Origin of the sequence: Microbacterium sp. OR21 (assembly GCF_047306785.1) — a bacterium.
Classification (GTDB): domain Bacteria; phylum Actinomycetota; class Actinomycetes; order Actinomycetales; family Microbacteriaceae; genus Microbacterium; species Microbacterium esteraromaticum_E.
In genome coordinates this window covers 151,674-171,836 of record NZ_JAZEXJ010000004.1, presented here as the reverse complement: position 1 = coordinate 171,836, position 20,163 = coordinate 151,674, and the positions used below count along the sequence as shown (strand labels likewise).

Here is a 20,163-nt window from a genome sequence, read left to right as displayed (position 1 = left end):
CCAGCTTCGTCCCCCCAGACGTGCGGGCCAGCCTAGCAACCCGATCGCGGAACCGACAGGGTCACTGCTCGCGCAGGCGCACCAGCCGCTCGTGACCGCTCTCCTCGAGCTCGGCGACATCGTCGCGTGAGCGCAGGAAGTCGTTGAACGAGCGGTAGCCGAGCGCCTTCTCGCTGAACGACGGGTCCATCCGCCGCATCTGCGTCTTCACCGCCGACGCGTGCAGCCATTCGTCCGAGTCGCCCTTGTCGTGTCCGAGGCGCAGCGCGCGCACGAGCAGAGAGGTCGCCTCGGTCTGCTCGTCCTGCTTGGGGGTCACCGTGCGGGTCCGACGCGTGCGTGCCGCGCTCTTGGGCTCGGTCTTGTCCTTCGACGACGACGACGCCGACGCGGCCGGCGCATCTGTGCTGGGGCGCACGACGCCGGGCAGCGAGTCGTACGACTCGAACTCGTCGCAGGCGGCGGCGAGCGATTTCGCCGTCGACCCCGCCACGCCCACGCCGATCACGTACCGGCCCAGTCGCTTGCAGCGCTGCGCGAGGGGGACGTAATCGCTGTCGCCGGCGACGATCACGACATGCGTGAGATCCGGCAGACGGAACATGTCCTCGACGGCGTCGACCGCCAGCCGGATGTCGGCGCCGTTCTTGGCGTACGCGGCCGCCGGGAACAGCTGCACCAGGTCGACGGCGCGGGCGACGAGCTGCGAGCGGTACTCGGCGTTCACGGGCGAGGACCAGTCGGCGTACGCGCGAGTGAGCACGAGCGTGCCGAACGACGAGGCGTAGTCGATTATGGCGCCCACCTCGATCGTCGCCTGCTTGAGGCGCTCGGCCACCTCGGGGTCGCCGGGATTGGCGGCATGCCGCTGGCGATCCTTGCCGTAGGCGTTGCGGCCGTGCACCCGGTCGTACCAGGAGAGCACGATGTTGTCGAAGTCGAGGTAGACCGCGACGCGGCCGGTGGTCTCGGCCATCTCAGCTCTCGCTCGGGTAGACGACGCCGATCTGACGGCGGATCTCGTCGAGGGTGCCCATGATCTCGACCGACTCCGCGATCGGCAGCGGGAGCAGCGCACCGGCGGTGTCGCCGGCGGCAACCGCGCCCTCTGCGGCCAGGGCCTGGTACTGCATGCCCCGACCCTCGACCTGCGACTCGTACCGCTCGAGCACCGACCCGTCCGCTGCGATGACACGGAACGACGTGGGTGTGTACCAGATGCGGTCGATCTCGATCCGCGCCGCGGTGCCGAGGACCACCGCGGTGTTCGGGCCTGCTGTGCGCGACGACGAGAGCGAGGTCGAGATCGCGCCGTTCGCGTGCGTCATGATCGTCGCAACCTCGGCATCCGCCCCCGTCTCGACCAGCCGGGCTGTCGCCGAGATCTCGACGGGCGCGCCCAGCACGTCCCAGATGAACGAGATCGGGTAGATGCCCAGATCGAGCAGGGCGCCGCCGCCGAGGGCGAGGTCGTTCAGCCGGTGCGCGGGGTCGGTGGGCAGGCTCTGCGTGTGGTCGGCCGACACCGAGCGGATCTCGCCCAGGGTGCCCTCGGCGATGATCTCGCGCAGGCGCACCATGTGCGGCAGGTAGCGGGTCCACATGGCCTCCATGACGAGCAGGCCGTTCTCGGCGCCGAGCCGCTGCAGATCTTCGGCTTCGGCGCGATTGAGCGTGAAGGCCTTCTCGACGAGCACGTGCTTGCCGTTCTGCAGCGCGAGCCGGGCGTCTTCATGGTGCATCGGGTGCGGAGTGGCGACGTAGATGATGTCGACCTCCGGATCCTCGGCGAGCGCGGCGTACGAGCCGTGCGCGCGGGGGATGTCGAAGCGCCGGGCGAACTCGTCGGCGGAGGCCTGCGAGCGCGATCCCACCGCGACGAGGTCGAGCCCCGCGGTGCGCAGGTCGGATGCGAAGGCGGTCGCGATGCCGCCGGTGGCGAGGATGCCCCATCGAAGTCCGGTCATGGGATCAGCGTATCGGGGCGGCCGACATCGCCGGTGCCCTGGTCAGCGTGCGCCGACCAGGGCATCCTCGAGCAGCGGCGCGAGCACCCGGTCGAGGTCGGCGATGAGATCGGCGGGATCCTCGAGTCCGGCCGAGACGCGCACCGTGTTCAGCGAGATCCCGGCCGCTGCCCGCTGAGCGGGGCTGAGGTGCGAGTGCGTCATCGACGCGGGGTGGGCGACCATGCTGCGTGCGTCGCCGATGTTCGCGACGAGGCGGAACACATGCAGCTCGTCGACCACGCTCGCGACGCGTGCGAACGAGGAGTCGTCTTCGGCGCCGGCGATGTCGAAGGAGAAGACCGAGGGTGCGCCGTTCGGCAGATATCGCGCGGCGAGCGCCCGCCACGGGTTGTCGTCGAGGGACGGGTGGTGCACCCGGGCGATCGCCGGATGCTGTGCCAGATGCTCGGCGAGCAGACGCGCGGTGGCCGACTGCCTGGCGACCCGCAGATCGAGCGTCTCGATGCCCTGCAGGATCTGCCACGCGTTGAACGGCGACAGCGACGGGCCGAGGTCGTGCACGTACTTCGACTTCACCAGCGCGGCGAAGGCATGCCCCTGTCCGAACCGCTCCCACAGCACGAGTTCGCCGAAGCGGGTGTACGGCGCGGTGAACTGCGGCCAGCGCGCGGGGGCGGCGCCGAAGTCGAAGCTGCCCTGGTCGACGACCACGCCGCCGAGTGAACTGCCGTGCCCGGAGAGGAACTTCGTGGCCGAGTGCACGACGAAGTCGGCGCCGTGCTCGCCCGGGCGCACGAGGTGCGGGGTGCCGACGGTGTTGTCGATGACGAGCGGCACGCCGGCGGCGTGGGCCACATCGGCGACCGCGCGGATGTCGAGCACCTGCGCGATCGGATTCGCGACCGACTCGGCGAACAGCAGGCGGGTGCGCGGGGTGATCGCGTCGCGCCAGGCGTCGATGTCGTCCTGGTCGACGAAGGTGACCGAGATGCCGAAGTCGTCGAGTGTCTCCTGCAGCAGATCGATCGTGCCGCCGTACAGCTGGTCGGCGGCGACGATGTGACCTCCGCGGTGCACGAGCGCGAGGATGGTGACGGCCACCGCCGCCTGCCCCGAGGCGACGGCCACCGCGCTGACACCGCCCTCGAGCAGCGCGACGCGCTCTTCGAGGATCTGCTGCGTGGGGTTGGCGTTGCGTCCGTAGATGATGCCCGGCCGCCGCAGCGCGAACAGATCCGCGGCCTCGGCGAGGGAGGCGAACTCGTACGCCGCGGTCTGGTGGATCGGCGGGATGGCGCTGATCGACCCGGTCGGCTGATAGCCGGCCTGCACCTGGGCGGTCGCGAAACCCGGCGTCGTCGCGGTACACGGGGAGCTCATGTGCTCATGATGCTCCGTGGCGCACCGTCCGCGCCCATCATGTGTCGAACTGTTGCGGCATGCGTCCGTGTGCGACGGGGTGTGCTCAGGGGACGAGGATGATCTTGCCGTTGGCGGCGTGCCGTTCGATCAGCTCGTGCGCCGTTGCCGCGTCGGAGAGGGGGAGCTCGGGCCCGAGCTCGACCTGGAAGTCGCCCGCCTCGATGAGGTTGATCGTCAGGGGGATCGCCTCCTGCCGCCAGGCCTGCTCCTCATCGGTGAGCGGCACCGGGCTGCCGCCCGAGAACGCGCGGATGCCGAAGTCGGCGGCATCCGGCCCGCGCACGATCGTCGCGATCCGTTCGCGGTCGGCGACGAGGGCGAGCGAGGCGTTGATCGCCTCGTCGGTGCCCGCGCAGTCGAGGGCGACGCTCACACCCTCCGGCGCGAGCTCGCGCACCCTCTCCTCGAGACCGTCGCCGTAGGCGACCGGCTCGGCGCCCAGGGCGCGCAGCTGGTCGAACCGCTCCGGGCTGCTCGTCGCGATGACCTTCGCACCCCACAGCACGGCGTACTGCACGGCGGCCTGGCCGACCGCGCCGGAGCCGGCGTGCACGAGCAGCGTGTCGCCCTGTGCGACGCCGAGCGAGCGCAGGCACTGATACGCCGTCCCGACCGGGATGCCGAGGGCGGCACCCTCTGCCATCGTGACGCCGTCGGAGAGGCGGAACAGCTTCGACACGGGCACGGCGAGGGCGCTGGCGTAGGTGCCGAGGACGTTGTCGATGACGACGCGGTCGCCGATCGCGAACCCCGTGACGCCCTCGCCGAGGCTCGCCACGACGCCCGCGCCGTCGAAGCCGACCCGGCGCGGTTCGACGATGGGAGGCGAGGGACGCGCGCCGCGGCGCAGCTTGGCATCCAGCGGGTTCACCCCGGCCGCCTCGATGCGCACGACGATCTCACCCGCCCCGGCGACCGGGTCGGGGATCTCGGTCAGGCGGAGGACGTCGGGGCTGCCGATCTCGGTGTAGACGATTGCGTGAGCCATGGGCCCCACGCTACCGGGCACGTCAGGGGCGGCTCGCGAGCGCCTTCGTGATGCGCTGCGGCGAGACCGGCTGCGCGGTGCCGAGCCGCTGCGCGAAGACGCTGATCCGGTACTCCTCGAGCAGCCAGCGCACCTCGGCGAGGTGCGCCGGGGCGTCCGCGGGGAGCGGCAGGGCGCCTCCCGCGTCCTCGTACGCCTTCGCGGTCCGCTCGTATTCGGTCATGCGGGCGCGGTCCTTGCCCGGCTCGTTCGCCAGCGTCTTCAGCCGCTCGAGCATCCCGTCGAGGTAGCGGGGCAGGTGCGTGAGCCGTTCGACCCCGGTCTCCGAGATGAAACCCGGGCGGATCAGCGCGCTCAGCTGCGAGCGGATGTCGTTCAGCGGGCCCAGCAGAGCCAGGGAGTTCTGCGACCGGATGGCCCGCTCGACATCGCGGCTGCGGGCGAGGATCTTCGCGACCAGCGAGACGCAGGCGAAGAGCCGGTCCACGAGCTCGGCGTTGACCTCGTCGCGCACCCGGCGGAACTCCGCCCCGGTGCGGATCACGCCGCCGGGAACGCGGTCGTCGATGAGGGCGCGCACGACCGCGGTGCGGGCGTCTTCGACGAGCGTCGCGACGTTCGGGTACGGCGAGGCGGCGAGGGCGAGCTTCTCGGGCGCCGTCAGGTGGTTCTGCACATACGAGGCGGGGGAGGGGACGGTCAGCAGCACGAGACGCAGCACGCCCTCACGGGTCGCGGCGGCCGCGGCATCCGCCGTCGCCTCGACCCGCACCGAGACCGACCTGCCGCGATCGACGATCGCCGGGTACCCGCGCACGGTGCCGCCGGCGACCCTGGTGTCGAGCAGCTCGGGCAGGTCGTCGAAGGTCCAGTCGGTGAGATCGTCGCGCTCGATGGGGCCGCGCGATGACGCCTCGGCCACGCGCTCCGCGCTCCGGCGCGGGGTGCGGGGCTGCTCTGGCCGGTTCAGCGAACGGGTGACGCTCTGCCGCGACCGGTCGGAGAGCCGCTGCTGCAGGGTCTGCAGGTCGCGGCTCGACCCGGCGATGCGACCGCGTTCGTCGACCGCCCGGAAGCCCATCAGCAGATGCCCCGGCACGCGGGCGTCGTCGAAGTCCTCGGCCGAGACCGGCTGATTGGCGAGCGGCTGGATGAGCCGGGCCAGAGCCTCCTTGAGCGCACGGGCGGGCAGGCCGGAATGGTGCTCGGGCCCCTCGCCGTCGAGCTGCTCTCCGAACTTCTCGGCCCAGTCCGCGGCGGGCACGACGTGGCGGCGGATCGCCTTCGGCAGGGCGCGGAGCAGGGCGGTGATGAGCTCGGCGCGCAGCCCCGGCACCTGCCAGTCGAAGCCGGTGTCGCGGATCTGCTGCAGCAGCGCCAGGGGTATCACGACGCTCACGCCGTCGTCCTCGGCTCCCGGCTCGAAGCGGTAGGCGAGTCCGAGCACCTGGTCGCCCTGCTGCCAGCGCGTGGGGAATTCGCTCTGATCCGTGCGGCTGTCATCGTCGATGAGGTCGCTCTCGCGCATCGAGAGCAGCTTCGGCGTCTGCTGCAGCGCATCGCGCCACCACTTCTCGAATGAGCGGACGTCGAACACCTCGCGTGGGACGCGCTCGTCGTAGAAGCCGAACACCGCCTCGTCGCCGGCGAGGATGTCACGGCGACGCTCGCGCTCCTCGAGCTTCTCGAGCCGGCGACGCAGTTCGGCGTTCGCGCGCCAGAACGCACTCACCCGCTTGTCGAGCCGCGACGGATCCCACTCGCCCTCGACGAGGGCGTGCCGCAGGAACAGCTCGCGTGCGCCGGCGCGGTCGATGCGCGCGAACTGCACTCGGCGCTTCGGGATGATCTCGACGCCGAACAGCGTCACCTTCTCGTACGCGACCGCAGCTCCCGCATCCTTCGACCAGTGCGGCTCGGTCACCTGACGCTTGGCGAGATCGTCGGCGAGCTCCTCGGCCCAGGCCGGGTCGATCGCGGCGACCGTGCGCGCGAAGGTGCGCGACGTCTCGACGATCTCGGCGGCCATCACCGCCTGCGGTGCCTTCTTGCGCAGTCCCGAGCCCGGGAAGATCGAGAACCGGATGCCGCGGGCGCCGCGGTACTCGGCGATGCGGCGAGCCCGGTCGCCCTTCGCCTTGTTGGCGCTGCCGGCCGTGGTGCGCTCGTCGAGAATGCCGATCTGCGAGAGCAGCCCGGCGAGGATCGCCCGATGGATGGCGTCGGGGTCCGTGGTGCCGCCGGCGGCGCCCTTCGGCGTCTTGACGAGTGTGCGCAGCTGGCGGTGCACGTCGAACCATTCGCGGACCCGCACGTAGTTCAGGTGCTCGCTGCGGCACATGCGCCGGAATGCGCTGGAGCCGAGCTCCTTCTGCTGTTCGCGCAGATGGTTCCACAGGTTCAGCAGAGTGAGGAAGTCGCTGGTCGGGTCGACGAAGCGGGCATGCATGCGGTCGGCCTCGTTCCGCAGCGACTGCGGTGCATCGGCGCTGGGCCGCTCGCGCACGTCCTGGATCGACAGCCCGGCCACGATCGCCATGACATCCGCCAGCACGCGGCCGGCGGAGGACGACGCGGCGACGAGCATCCGGGCGAAGCGCGGATCCATCGGCATCCGCGAGATCTCCCGCCCGATCCTCGTCAACCGGGGCTGCGCGCCCCGGGTCGCGTCGACCGCGCCGATCTCGGTGAGCAGGTCGAAGGCCGCCTTCACCCCGCGGGAGTCGGGAGGGGTGAGGAAGGGGAACTCGGTGATGTCGCCGAAGCCGAGCGACAGCATCTGCAGCACGACGGACGCCAGCGAGGTGCGCAGGATCTCGGGTTCGGTGAACTCCGGGCGCCCGTCGAAGTCGTCCTCGCCGTACAGCCGGATCGCGATGCCGTCGCTGGTGCGGCCCGCGCGACCGGAGCGCTGGGCGGCGGATGCCTGCGACACCGCCTCGATGGGCAGGCGCTGCACCTTCGAGCGCGGGCTGTAGCGCGAGATGCGGGCGGTGCCCGTGTCGATCACGTACTTGATGCCGGGCACGGTGAGGCTCGTCTCGGCGACGTTCGTGGCGAGCACCACGCGGCGTCGGACACCCGCGACCTTCGACGGCTCGAAGACCCGGTGCTGCTCGGCGGCCGACAGCCGGCCGTACAGCGGCAGCACCTCGACCGGAGAAGTCGCCGATCGGTACGCGCCGCGCACGGCATCCGCCGCATCGCGGATCTCGGCCTCGCCGGGAAGGAACACGAGCACATCGCCCGGCGCCTCGCGGTCGAGCTCGCGCAACGCGGACACGATCGCGGTGACATCGTCCTCGGGCTCGGAGGTCTTCGACGCGTCGTCCTCGCTCCCGTCGACGAGCGGACGGTATCTGATCTCGACCGGGTACGTCCGACCGGAGACCTCGATGATCGGCGCGGGCTCGCCGTTCGCGTCGGCGAAGTGCGTCGCGAAGCTCTCGGGGTCGATCGTCGCCGAGGTGATGATGACCTTCAGGTCGGGGCGCTCGGGAAGGATGCGCCGCAGGTATCCGAGCAGGAAGTCGACGTTGAGCGAGCGCTCGTGCGCCTCGTCGATGATGATCGTGTCGTAGCGGGTGAGCAGCCTGTCGCGGTGGATCTCGTTCAGCAGGATGCCGTCGGTCATCAGCGCGATGCGGGTGGCATCGGAAACCTGATCGGTGAAGCGCACCTTGTAGCCGACGAGGTCGCCGAGCTCGACGTGCAGCTCGTCGGCGACGCGCTCGGCGATCGTGCGCGCCGCCAGCCGGCGCGGCTGGGTGTGCGCGATGCGCTCGCGCCCGAGCTCGAGGCAGATCTTCGGCAGCTGCGTGGTCTTGCCCGAACCGGTCGCGCCGGCGACGATCACGACCTGGTGGTCGCGGATGGCCGCGGCGATCTCGTCGCGCGCCGCGCTGACCGGCAGCTCGGGTGGGAAGGAGATCACGGGCGAAGACATAGCCCTCCATCGTATCGCCGCTGATCCCGTTCCCGCCCGGTCGCTACGATCAGCGAGTGACCGCTGCTCCGCCCGTCTCCACCTCGGACTCGCCCGCCGCCCGACCGCCCGCCGCTTCCGCCCCCGCACGGTGGTGGCGCGAATTCGGCCGCGCGCCGCGCATCATGGGTCTGGACGTCGCCCGCGGCCTGGCCATCCTCGGCATGGTGGGCGCGCACGTCGCGACCACGGCCGACGAGGTGCGCGTGTTCGAGCCCGACACCTGGAGCGCCCTCGTGCACGGGCGCTCGTCGATCCTGTTCGCCGTGCTCGCCGGCATCTCGGTCTCGCTGATGACGGGGCGCACGAGCATCCCGCGTCGCGACGACCTGGCCCGGCTGCGCCTGAGCCTGATCGGCCGCGGAGCCGCAGTGTTCCTCATCGGCATCGCCCTGGAGCTGCTGGGCACCCCCGTCGCCGTCATCCTCACCGTGTACGGGCTGGTCTACGTCGCGGCGATCCCGATGCTGCGGTGGCGGGTGCGTCATCTGCTGCTGGCAGCGGGCGTCCTCGCCGTCGCGGGGCCGCCTCTGCTCGCGCTGGTGCGGGCGCTGTCGCTGGGGGCGACGGGACCCGGCACCGACCTGGTGCTGTTCGGCACCTACCCGATCACGGTGTGGATGGTGTTCGTGCTGGTGGGGATGGCGATCGGGCGGGTGCGGGTGGACACCGTCCGAACGGCCACGGTTCTGCTGGTGGCGGGCATCGTCTTCGCCATCGGTGGATACGGCCTCGGCGCCCTGGGCGGCGTCCTGATGCCGACCGATGTCGACGACCCCTCGAGCGTCATCGACGGCTCGGACGTAGACAGCGGCGGCGACCTCGAGGAGGCGTCGTCGCCGATCCCCGCGTCCGAGGTGGATCTCGGAGACGCGGTGTGCGACTCGTGGGGCGGAGGGGAGTTCTACTGCTACCCCCAGCCGTCGCGGAGCGAACTCTCCGGCACGCCGTCCGGCTCGTCGTCGAGCTCGTCGCTCGACGAGGAGCTCGACGACGTCAGCGGGTGGGCGGCGTACTCGCAGGCTCTGGCCGAGCAGATGCCCGCCGAGTCGGTCCTGACCGCGCTCGTCTCCACCCACCCGCACTCCGGGGGCACGGCGGAGATCCTCGGATCGGGCGGCTTCGCCGTCGCGCTGATCGGCGCGTGCCTGATCCTCAGCCGTCCCCTGCGCTGGGTGCTGCTGCCGTTCGCGGCGCTCGGCTCCATGCCCCTGACCGCGTACTCGGCTCACATCGTGGCGATCGTCGCCCTCGCCGGCCCCGCCGCGCTTCCCGACAGCGACCAGGCCTGGGGCTGGTTCACCCTGACGATGCTGCTGGCCGCCACCGCCTGGGCGATGACTCTGGGTCGGGGGCCGCTCGAGAGGCTGGTCGCCCGCGCCGCCGCCGCCATGTCTGCCGGCGCCGCCGCGGCGCCGGCCGCACGTGATCGACCTAGGCTGGATGGATGACGATTCCCACACTCGAACTCAACGACGGGCACACGATCCCTCAGCTCGGCTACGGCGTCTTCCTGGTGCCGGCCGACGACGCCGAGCGCGCGGTGACCGAGGCGCTCGAAGCCGGCTACCGGCACATCGACACCGCCGCGATCTACCGCAACGAGGAGGGCGTGGGCGCGGCCATCGCGAAGAGCGGCATCCCGCGCGACGAGCTCTTCATCACCACCAAGCTGTGGAACGACCGTCATGACGGCGATGAGCCCGACAAGGCGATCGACGAGAGCCTCGAGAAGCTCGGGCTCGACGCCGTCGACCTGTACCTGGTGCACTGGCCGACGCCAGCCAACGACAACTACGTCCACGCGTGGCAGAAGATGATCGGCATCCGCGAGCGGGGACTCGCCCGCTCGATCGGCGTCTCGAACCATCTCGTGCCGCACCTCGAGCGCCTCGTCGCCGAGACCGGGGTCACCCCCGCGGTGAACCAGATCGAGCTGCACCCGGCGTACCAGCAGCGCGAGATCACCGAGTGGGCGGCCGAGCACGGCATGCGCATCGAGTCGTGGGGCCCGCTGGGCCAGGGCAAGTACGACCTGTTCGGTGCCGAGCCGGTCGCGTCCGCTGCGGCGGCGACCGGTCGCACGCCCGCCCAGGTGGTGCTGCGCTGGCACCTGCAGAAGGGCTTCATCGTGTTCCCGAAGTCGGTGCACGCCGAGCGCATGCGCGAGAACCTCGACGTGTTCGACTTCGAGCTCGACGACGCGCAGATGACCGCGATCGACGGACTCGACCCGCTCGACGGCTCGGGCCGCGTCGGCACCCACCCGAACGACCTGAACTGACCCGCTCCCGAGACCCCCTGCCCGCCGGTCGACCGGCCTGCGGCAGGGGGTCTCGGCGTACCGTGGGTGCATGACCAACCGGCTCGCCGACACGCTCAGCCCGTATCTGCGGGCGCACGCCGACAACCCCGTCGACTGGCATCCGTGGGGCGAGGAGGCGTTCGCCGAGGCCCAGCGCCGCGACGTGCCGCTGCTCGTCTCGATCGGCTACTCCACCTGCCACTGGTGCCACGTGATGGCGCGCGAGTCGTTCGCCGACGAGGCCACCGCGGCGCAGATCAACGCCGCGTTCGTGCCGGTGAAGATCGACCGCGAGGAGCACCCCGAGGTCGATGCGGCCTTCATGGCGGCGGCCTCGGCCTTCACCCGAAGCCTCGGCTGGCCGCTCACGGTGTTCGCCACCCCCGCCGGCCGCACCTTCTACGCCGGCACGTATTTCCCTCCGCAGGCCCGCGGTGGGATGCCGTCGTTCCGCGACGTGCTGACGGCCGTGAACGAGGCGTGGACCGAGCGTCGCGCCGAGGTGGAGGAGTCGGCGGATGCCGTGGCCGACGCCCTGCGGCAGGCCGCGACCGCCGACGCAGGCGGGATGCCGGGCGCGGAGGCCATCGCGGCTGCCGCCGCGGCGATCCTGCAGCGGGAGGATCATCGCCACGGCGGGTTCGGCGGGGCTCCGAAGTTCCCGATGGCGACCACGCTGCGCTTCCTGCAGCACCCGCTGGCACAGGGCGCGGATGCTGCGCGTCGAGCGATCGACGCGATGTCGGCGTCGCCGCTGCGCGACGAGATCGACGGGGGCTTCTTCCGCTACGCGACCCAGGCCGACTGGAGCGTGCCGCACTACGAGCGGATGCTGATCGACAACGCCCAGCTGATCGACGTCGCGCTCGCCGCAGGGCGCGACGACATCGTGCGCGGCATCGTCGGGTTCCTGCTCGGCGTGCTGCGCCGCGACGGCGGTGCGTTCGGCGCCGCGCAGGACTCCGAGTCGTGGATCGACGGCGAGCGCAGCGAGGGCGGCTACTACCGCGCGGATGCCCGGGACAGGGCATCCCTCCGCCCTCCCGCTGTCGACGGCAAGGTGCTCACCGGCTGGAACGGGCTCGCGATCGGCGCGCTCGCGCGCGCTGGAGCACGGCTGGACGAGCAGGAGTGGGTGGATGCCGCGGCGGCCGCCGCCGTGCACGTGCTGCGCGTGAACCGCTCCGCGGCGGGAGCTCTCGTGCGCTCCTCGCTGGACGGCGTGGCGGCCGCGGCCGTCGCCACGGCCGCGGACGTCGGGCTGCTCGCGGACGGTCTGCTCGCCCTCGCCCTCGCCACGGGTGAGGCGTCCTGGGCGACCCGGGCGCTGGCCCTGCTCGAGGAGCCCCTCGTCGCCGATCCGGTGCTGTCGGCGCAGGGGCTCGCGGCTGCCGGTGACGACAGCGACGGCGATCTGCCCTCGGGGGCGGCGTCGCGGGCATCCGCTCACCTCACCGCCTGGCTGCTCGGCGCGGGAGACGAGCATCGCGAGCGCGCCGTCGCGCTGTGCGCGCCGCTCGTCGAGCGCGCGCTGCAGCATCCGCTCGCCTACGGCGCCCTGCTGCGGCTGTGCGCGACGCTCGCCGCCCCATCTCGCCAGGTCGTCGCCGTCGTCGAACACCGGCAGGGGGCGCTCGCGGACGCTGCCCGTCGCGTCGAGGCCGACGTGGTCGCGGTGGTGTCTCCGGCCCAGGCCCGCGGGTTCGCGGATGCCGGGTTCTCGCTGTTCGAGGGCAAGGACGCCGCCGACGGCGTCGCATACGACTGTCGGGACTTCGTGTGCCGTCTGCCGACGGTCGACCCGTCCGCGCTGTCCGTATGATGGCACGGGCCGTACCCGGCCTGGACGAGGAGGTCTCACGATGACCGAGGTGCCGCTGACGACGACGACCACGAAGGGTCTGCATCCCGGGCTCACCCGCCGGCAGATCTCGATGATGGGTCTGGGCGGCGCGATCGGTGCGGGGCTCTTCGTCGGCTCGGGGCAGGCCATCGGCATCGCCGGGCCCGCCGTGCTGGTGTCGTACCTCATCGCCGGCACCGTGGTCATCCTCGTCATGGCGATGCTCGCCGAGATGGTCGCCGCGCGCCCCAGCTCGGGCGCGTTCAGTTCGTTCGCGCAGCGCGCGATGGGCCGCAGCGCCGGAAGCGCCGTCGGATGGCTGTACTGGATTCAGCTCGTGGTGGTGATCGCCGCGGAGGCGACCGGAGCGGCAGGCATCATCGAGGGGTGGGTGCCCGGCATCCCGGCATGGCTGTGGGTGCTGATCTTCGTCGCCGCGCTCACCGCCGTGAACCTGTTCGGCGTGCGCAACTACGGACGCTTCGAGTTCTGGTTCGCGGCGATCAAGGTCTTCGCCATCATCGCGTTCCTGGTGGTGGGGGCGTGCGCGATCCTCGGGCTCATCCCGGGTGTGCCCGCCACCGGCGTCGGCAACCTGGTCGCGCACGGCGGGTTCGCCCCGCACGGGATCGCCGGCATCGCCGCCGCCCTGCTCATCGTCGTGTTCGCGTTCGGCGGCACCGAGGTCGTCGCGATCGCCGCCGCCGAATCCGACGATCCGGCGAACAACATCAAGCGCATCGTGCGCGAGGTGATGGTGCGCATTCTCGTGTTCTACCTGGGGTCGATCTTCGTGATCGTCGCGGTGCTGCCGTGGGATTCGCCGGAGGTGCTGGAGGGGCCGTTCTCGGCCGTGCTGGCCACCCTGCAGGTGCCCGGCGTCGACCTGGTGATGTCGCTGATCGTGGTGATGGCGCTGCTGTCGGCGATGAACGCCAACATCTACGGCGCGTCGCGCATGGCGTACTCGCTCGGCGAACGCGGACTCGCGCCGCTGGCATCCGTCCGCACCAGCGCCGCCGGCGTGCCCTACGTCGCCGTGCTCGCATCCGTCGCCTTCGGGTTCGTCACGGTCGTGCTGAACTGGGCGTTCCCCGAGACCGTGCTCGGGCTGCTGCTGAACATCGTCGGCTCGACGGTGCTCGTCATCTGGACGGCCACGGTCGTCTCGCAGATCATCCTGCGGCGCCGGGCCGACCGCGACGGCGAGCATCTGCCGATGCGCATGTGGGGCTTCCCCTGGCTGTCGTGGCTGGCCCTGGCTCTGCTCGGGACGATCATCGCCCTCGCCATGATCGATCCGACCGCCCGCATCCAGCTGCTGCTGACGCTCGCCCTCACCGCGGCGCTGCTGATCGTCGCGCGGCTCACCCGCGGGCTCGCACGCCGCGGCGTGATCAGACAGTCCGACGACACGCGTGCGCGGTGAGGCGCGAGCAGGCACAGTAGTCTTGCAGGCCGGAGCGCGCACACCGTGCACTCCGGGGGAGGAATCGCATGTCGGTTGGTCTGCTGGCGGTCGTCGACGACATCCTGAGCGCGGCGATGAAGGCATCCGCCAAGGCCGCGGGTGTCGTGATCGACGACGCGGCCGTCACTCCGCAGTACGTGCAGGGGCTCACTCCCGCGCGTGAGCTGCCGGTGGTCGGCAAGATCGCGCTCGGTTCGATCGCGAACAAGTTCCTCATCATCATCCCCATCGCGCTGGTGCTGACCGCCTTCGCGCCGTGGGTGCTGCCGTATCTGCTGATCATCGGCGGCACCTACCTCTGTTTCGAGGGTGCCGAGAAGGTGCTCGAGTGGTTCGGCTTCGCCCACGGTCACGCCGACGAGGGCGCGCGTGACGAGAAGCGGCTCGTGTGGGGTGCGATCCGCACCGACCTGATCCTGTCGACCGAGATCATGCTCATCTCGCTCGCGAGCCTCGACTCGAGCCTCGGCACCTGGCAGACGCTCGGTGTGCTGGCCGTCATCGCGCTGCTCATGACCGGAGTCGTGTACGGCGCGGTGGCGCTGCTGGTCAAGCTCGACGACATCGGCCTGAAGATGGCGAAGAACCCGGTGCGCAACGTGCGCCACACCGGGACGCGGATCGTGCGGTCGATGCCCGCGGTGTTCCGTGTGATCAGCGTCGTCGGCACGGTGGCGATGCTGTGGGTCGGCGGTCACCTCGTCGTCGTCAATCTCGGCGAGGTGGGTCTGCACGCGCCCGCCGATCTGCTGCACGGTGTCGACGAGCTGCTCGCCTCATTCGGCGGCTTCGTCGTCTGGCTCGGCAACACCGCGATGTCTGCGGTCGCCGGGATGCTCGTCGGCCTGGTCGTCGTGGGCGTCGTCCTGCTGATCGGGAAGCTTTTGGGCAAGAACCCCACGTTCGATGAGGCGCACCGCGCCGCGCACGCGGCCCCGGAGACGGTGGCCTGACTCAGCCCGCGTTGCGCGGATGCCGGCGCGCGGCGCGCTCGTTGCCGCGTCGGTAGTCGCCGGTCAGGCGCGCCATCAGCAGCTGCGGATCGCCGGTCTCGACGCGGTTGAGGAAATCGGCGGCCTTCGCGCCGCGAAGCGTGGCAGCCCGGATGCCGTGGTGCAGGATCACCACCTCGTCGCCGCGGACGATGTGCTCGAATCCATGTGGTGCGGGCATGGGACGAGTATGCCGGTCGGCCGCTGCACACGGCATCCCGGCAGGCCGCGGTCGCCCGAGGGTCAGATCCAGCCCGGCAGCCAGTTGTGGATGAGCCAGAACGGGTAGGGCACGCTCATGCCGGTCCACACCGGGTAGAAGAACGCCGAGACGAGCACGACGATCACGAGATAGACGGTCACCGTGCGCTGCCCCGCGGTGCGGCGGTGCAGGCCGGCGGAGCGGCGGCCGGCGAGCTCACGCAGCGCCACGGTCAGCGCCAGGATGAGGAACGGCACCATGACGACCGTGTAGAACTGGAAGATCGTGCGGTTCGGCACGAGCAGCCACGGCACATAGGTGGCGAGCAGGCCGACCAGGGCCACCGTGTGCGCGGGGCCCAGCGGTGCGCGCTCGATGAGTCCTCGCACGAAGCGGTAGAGCAGATAGAGGGCGGCAGCGACGCCGCCGTACCAGATCAGCGGGTTCGGCACCGACGAGATCACCGCGATGCAGTGCTCGGTGCCGCAGCCGGTCGGTTCGGAGCCCACCCAGACGGCGGTCGGTCGCAGCAGCAGCGGCCACTGCCACGCCGGGCTCGCGTAGGCGTGCGGACTGGCCAGGCCGATGTGGAAGCCGTACATCGACTCGTGGTACTTCCACAGCGCGACCAGCGGGTTCGCGTCGGCGCCGCGGTCGTAGCCTCCCGCCGTGACCAGCCAGCCGGTCCACGACACGAGATAGGTCAGCAGCGCCGGGCCCACCATCAGCACGAAGGAAACGGGACCCTGGCGCAGCACGGCATCGCTCGGCCACAGCGGGATGCCCGCTCGGCGGCGGGCCAGGGCATCGGTGATGACGACGTACAGACCGAAGACGGCCAGGGCGTACAGGCCGGACCACTTCACCGCCGACGCTGCCCCCAGCGCGATGCCGGCCGCGATCAGCCAGGGCCGCGACCACAGCACCGGGCCGGTCAGACGTACGGGCGCGTCGTCGGCATCCGCTCGCCGCCGGGCGACGATCCGCGCGTCGAGCAGCGGCAGGGAACGATCCCGATCGAGCAGCACGAACAGGAACCCCAGCAGGATGAAGAACGTGAGCACACCGTCGAGCAGCGCGATGCGGCTCATCACGATGCCGAGTCCGTCGACGGCGAGCAGACCGCTCGCGATGGTCGCGAACACCCGTGAGCGGGTCAGGTGCAGCGCGACCAGGTACAGCACCAGCACGGTGAGCGAGCCGAGCACGGCCGTCGTGAGCCGCCAGCCGGCGCTGGATCCGGGCCCCAGCAGGGCCATGCCGAGTGCGATGATCCACTTGCCGAGCGGCGGATGCACGACATACGACCCGGCCGTCTGCATGGCGGAGTCGTCGCCCTGCGGCAGTGCCGCATCGGCGCCGTCGCCCCACGTGCCCTCGTAGCCGAGGTTCCACAGCGACCAGGCGTCTTTGACGTAGTAGGTCTCGTCGAACATGATCTCGTGCGGATGCGAGAGGTTCGTCAGCCGCAGCACCGCCGCGAGCAGGGTGACCAGCAGCGGGGCCAGCCAGCTCAGGGCCCGGGATCGGGCGGCATCCGCGAGTGCCGACGCGATGAGTCGCTCCCCGCGGGTCGCAGAGCGCGGCGGCGTCGGGGGCGCGGGCAGGGTCACCAGATCAGCCTAGGCAATCCGCTTCGGATCGGCTGACGGCGCCCGCCTAAGCTGGTCGGGTGATCATCCTCGCCGCGACCCCGATCGGCAACCTCGGCGACGCGTCGCGCCGTCTGATCGAGGTGCTCGAGAACGCCGACGTCGTCGCCGCCGAAGACACCCGCACCACGCAGCGGCTGCTGCAGGCGCTGAAGATCGACAACCGTCCGCGTCTGATCGCCCTGCACGACCACAACGAGAAGCAGAAGGCGGCCGAGCTCGCCGAGATGGCGGAGCAGCACGACGTCGTGGTCGTCAGCGACGCCGGGATGCCCGCGGTGAGCGACCCCGGCTACGGCGTCGTCGCCGCCGCCGTCGAGCGCGGCGTGACCGTGACGGCGATTCCGGGGCCGAGCGCCGTGCTCATGGCCCTCGCGATCTCGGGCCTGCCCACCGACCGGTTCACCTTCGAGGGCTTCCTGCCGCGCAAGCCGGGGGAGCGCCGCTCGGTGCTGACCGCGCTGGCGAGCGAGCCGCGCACGATGGTGTTCTTCGAGTCGCCGTCGCGGCTCGCGTCTTCGCTCGCCGACATGGGCGCGGCGTTCGGCGATGCGCGGCGCGTCGCCGTCTGCCGCGAGCTGACCAAGCTGTACGAGGAGGTGCGCCGCGGCACGGCATCCGAGCTGGTCGCCTGGGCCGAGCAGGGCGTAAAGGGCGAGATCGTCGTGGTCGTCGAGGGCGCGGCCCCGGTCGCCGTCTCCGCCGACGACGCGCTCACCCAGGTGCAGGCGCTCGTGGCATCCGGAACCCGCCTCAAAGAGGCGTGCGCCGAGGTCGCCGCCGCCACCGGCCTGTCGTCGCGCGACCTCTACCAGGCCGCGCTCGCCGCCCGTTGATGCGCCCGCTCCCCACTCTCCTCGTCGAGAGCACGGCATCTCGGCGAGTGAACGGCTTGTTCACGCGAACGACCCGTCCGTTCGGTGACGTCCCGTGCTCTCGACGGAGGGCGGTCTTGTGACTGAGACGATCGGTTCGGCGTATGACGTGCGCGCGGCGGAGTATGTCGCGCTGCTCAGCGACATCGCGCAGACGGATGCTCGGGATCGGGCGCGCATCGCCGCGTGGCGCGACGCGACGCCGGGGCGGCTGCTGGATGCCGGATGCGGACCGGGCCAGTGGACGCGCTTCCTGCACGACGGCGCACGGGGCGTGCTCGGCATCGACCTCTCGACGGAGTTCATCGCGCACGCCGGCCGCGCGTATCCGGAGCTGGAGTTCCGCCAGGGTTCGTTCGCGGCGCTCCCGCTGCCGGACGCCTCTCTCGGCGGCATCCTCGCCTGGTACTCGCTGATCCACACCCCTCCCGAGGCGCTTCCCGCGATCCTGACCGAATTCGCGAGGGTGACGGCACCCGGCGGCAGCATCCTGATCGGCTTCTTCGACGGCCCGGCGCGCGAGACGTTCGACCACGCCGTCACGACGGCGTACTTCTGGACCCCGGATGCCCTGCAGCCGCTGCTCGAGCAGGCCGGCTTCGCCGTCACCTCCCGCGAGCGCCGGGAGCGCACCCCCGGCGAGCCCAGCAGCCGCCCCCACGCGTCCGTGACCGCCACCCGCACCTGACGCGCCAGCCCGCTCCGTGCGCTTCGCGCGGAGAGGTGCGCTTCGCGCGGACGAATCCGCGCATCCGCTCCGCGTCAAGCGCACATCCCCGCGCCGGGCGCACGCCTCCGCTCGTGCCCGCACCGCCAGGTCACGAATCAGAAGCGCCCGCGGTTCCCGCCTAGAATCGTGAGCATGCCCGCAGGCGAGTCCTTCTACATCACCACGCCCATCTATTACCCCTCCGATGTGCCGCACATCGGTCACGGGTACACGACGGTGGCCGTCGACACGCTGTCGCGCTGGCACCGCCAGGCGGGTGACGACACCTGGATGCTCACCGGCACCGACGAGCACGGCCAGAAGATGCTGCGCGCCGCCGCGGCGAACAACGTCACGCCTCAGGAATGGGTCGACAAGCTCGTCGGCGAGAGCTGGTTCCCGCTGCTGAACACGCTCGACGTCGCGAACGACGACTTCATCCGCACCACGCAGCAGCGGCATGAGAAGAACGTGCAGGTGTTCTTCCAGAAGCTGTACGACGCGGGGTACATCTACGCGGGCGAGTACGAGGCGCTGTACTGCGTGGGCTGCGAGGAGTTCAAGCCCGAGTCCGAGATCGTCGACGGCACCGGTCCGTTCGAAGGCTTGAAGGTCTGCGCGATCCACTCGAAGCCGCTCGAGCTGCTGCAGGAGAAGAACTACTTCTTCAAGCTCAGCGAGTTCCAGGATCGGCTGCTCGAGCTGTACAAGACCGAACCCGACTTCGTGCGCCCCGATTCCGCGCGCAACGAGGTCGTCTCGTTCGTGAGCCAGGGCCTCAAGGACCTGTCGATCTCTCGGTCGACCTTCGACTGGGGCATCCCGCTGCCGTGGGACGAGTCCCACGTCATCTACGTGTGGGTCGACGCCCTGCTCAACTACGTCACCGCCGTCGGCTACGGCGAGGACGACGCGAACTTCGCCCGCCGCTGGCCCGCGTATCACGTCGTCGGCAAGGACATCCTGCGCTTCCACGCCGTGATCTGGCCTGCGCTGCTGATGGCCGCCGGGCTCGATGTGCCCAAGGGCGTCTTCGCACACGGCTGGCTGCTCGTCGGCGGCGAGAAGATGTCGAAGTCGAAGCTCACCGGCATCGCGCCCACCGAGATCACCGACGTGTTCGGCTCGGATGCCTACCGCTACTACTTCCTCTCCGCGATCGCGTTCGGCCAGGACGGCTCGTTCTCGTGGGAGGACCTCTCGGCCCGCTACCAGGCCGAGCTCGCCAACGGCTTCGGCAATCTGGCCTCGCGCACGGTCGCGATGATCCAGAAGTACTTCGACGGCGTCGTGCCGGCGCCCTCCGAGTACACCGAGCGCGACCTCGTCGTGCAGAAGAAGGTGACGGATGCCGCCGCCGCGGCGGATGCGGCGATCGAGCACTTCCGCATCGATGAGGCCATCGACGCGATCTGGACGATCGTCGACGACCTGAACCTCTACATCACCGAGAACGAGCCGTGGGCGCTCGCCAAGCAGGCGGACGGCGGAGACGAGAAGCAGCGTGAGCGTCTCGGCACCGTGCTGTACACGTGCGCGGAGGGCCTGCGCGCTCTGGCCGTGCTGCTGTCACCGGTGATGCCGCAGTCGACGGCCAAGCTGTGGGATGCCCTCGGCGCCCAGGGCTCGCTCGGCGAGCTCACCGCGCAGCCGATCCGCGAGGCAGGTGCCTGGGGCACGCTCGCGCCCGGCACCACGGTGTCGACGCTCGCCCCGCTGTTCCCGCGGGTGGAGCAGACCGCCTGATCG

The 20,163-nt window shown here is 70.9% G+C and carries 15 protein-coding genes; 8 read left to right on the top strand and 7 right to left on the bottom strand.

The window, feature by feature from the left end; translation table 11 throughout:
• Positions 1-61: 61 nt before the first annotated feature.
• The 5 genes from V2S04_RS13360 to hrpA all read right to left on the bottom strand — a co-directional run bounded on the left by V2S04_RS13360 (position 62) and on the right by hrpA (position 8,455).
• Entirely contained in the window at positions 62-976 is a 915-nt protein-coding gene (locus tag V2S04_RS13360) for an NYN domain-containing protein (RefSeq protein WP_413638941.1), read from the bottom strand.
• A gap of 1 nt (position 977) precedes the next feature.
• Positions 978-1,967: a Gfo/Idh/MocA family protein gene (locus V2S04_RS13355; protein WP_413638940.1), complete on the bottom strand. Its 990-nt coding sequence runs from the start codon at positions 1,965-1,967 to the stop codon at positions 978-980.
• Between the two features lie 42 nt (positions 1,968-2,009).
• Positions 2,010-3,350, bottom strand: a complete 1,341-nt coding sequence (locus tag V2S04_RS13350; RefSeq protein WP_413638939.1) for an O-acetylhomoserine aminocarboxypropyltransferase/cysteine synthase family protein — start codon at positions 3,348-3,350, stop codon at positions 2,010-2,012.
• An 85-nt stretch (positions 3,351-3,435) separates the two neighbouring features.
• Entirely contained in the window at positions 3,436-4,380 is a 945-nt protein-coding gene (locus V2S04_RS13345; protein ID WP_413638938.1) for a quinone oxidoreductase family protein, read from the bottom strand.
• Between the two features lie 22 nt (positions 4,381-4,402).
• Positions 4,403-8,455 (bottom strand): ATP-dependent RNA helicase HrpA, encoded by a 4,053-nt coding sequence (hrpA, locus tag V2S04_RS13340; protein WP_413638936.1) that lies wholly within the window; start codon positions 8,453-8,455, stop codon positions 4,403-4,405.
• Here hrpA and V2S04_RS13335 point away from each other — a divergent pair.
• The 5 genes from V2S04_RS13335 (at position 8,383) to V2S04_RS13315 (ending at position 14,937) form a co-directional block, all read left to right on the top strand.
• Positions 8,383-9,816: a heparan-alpha-glucosaminide N-acetyltransferase domain-containing protein gene (locus tag V2S04_RS13335; protein WP_413638935.1), complete on the top strand. Its 1,434-nt coding sequence runs from the start codon at positions 8,383-8,385 to the stop codon at positions 9,814-9,816. The two genes, hrpA and V2S04_RS13335, sit on opposite strands and share 73 nt — an antisense overlap.
• Positions 9,813-10,649: an aldo/keto reductase gene (locus tag V2S04_RS13330; RefSeq protein WP_099194736.1), complete on the top strand. Its 837-nt coding sequence runs from the start codon at positions 9,813-9,815 to the stop codon at positions 10,647-10,649. The genes V2S04_RS13335 and V2S04_RS13330 overlap by 4 nt, the downstream gene beginning before the upstream one ends.
• 70 nt (positions 10,650-10,719) lie before the next feature.
• On the top strand, positions 10,720-12,492 hold the full coding sequence (locus V2S04_RS13325; protein WP_413638934.1) for a thioredoxin domain-containing protein: 1,773 nt from the start codon (positions 10,720-10,722) through the stop codon (positions 12,490-12,492).
• 40 nt (positions 12,493-12,532) lie between these two features.
• Positions 12,533-13,942: an amino acid permease gene (locus tag V2S04_RS13320; RefSeq protein WP_413638933.1), complete on the top strand. Its 1,410-nt coding sequence runs from the start codon at positions 12,533-12,535 to the stop codon at positions 13,940-13,942.
• Positions 13,943-14,010: 68 nt separating this feature from the next.
• Complete coding sequence (locus V2S04_RS13315) at positions 14,011-14,937, top strand: DUF808 family protein (RefSeq protein ID WP_413638932.1); 927 nt, start codon at positions 14,011-14,013, stop codon at positions 14,935-14,937.
• Position 14,938: 1 nt separating this feature from the next.
• On the opposite strand, the gene V2S04_RS13310 is transcribed toward V2S04_RS13315, so the two are convergent.
• The gene (locus tag V2S04_RS13310; protein WP_413638931.1) at positions 14,939-15,157 is read right to left on the bottom strand and encodes a hypothetical protein; all 219 of its coding nucleotides are present in this window, start codon (positions 15,155-15,157) and stop codon (positions 14,939-14,941) included.
• A gap of 62 nt (positions 15,158-15,219) precedes the next feature.
• Positions 15,220-16,791 (bottom strand): dolichyl-phosphate-mannose--protein mannosyltransferase, encoded by a 1,572-nt coding sequence (locus tag V2S04_RS13305; protein WP_413638929.1) that lies wholly within the window; start codon positions 16,789-16,791, stop codon positions 15,220-15,222.
• Positions 16,792-16,850: 59 nt separating this feature from the next.
• On the opposite strand from V2S04_RS13305, the gene rsmI reads away from it, so the two are divergent.
• From rsmI to metG, 3 genes are all read left to right on the top strand, one after another.
• Complete coding sequence (gene rsmI / locus V2S04_RS13300; protein WP_413638928.1) at positions 16,851-17,666, top strand: 16S rRNA (cytidine(1402)-2'-O)-methyltransferase; 816 nt, start codon at positions 16,851-16,853, stop codon at positions 17,664-17,666.
• 118 nt (positions 17,667-17,784) lie between these two features.
• Positions 17,785-18,393 (top strand): class I SAM-dependent methyltransferase, encoded by a 609-nt coding sequence (locus V2S04_RS13295; RefSeq protein WP_413638927.1) that lies wholly within the window; start codon positions 17,785-17,787, stop codon positions 18,391-18,393.
• A 174-nt stretch (positions 18,394-18,567) separates the two neighbouring features.
• Positions 18,568-20,160 (top strand): methionine--tRNA ligase, encoded by a 1,593-nt coding sequence (gene metG, locus V2S04_RS13290; RefSeq protein WP_413638926.1) that lies wholly within the window; start codon positions 18,568-18,570, stop codon positions 20,158-20,160.
• The last annotated feature ends 3 nt before the right edge of the window (positions 20,161-20,163 follow it).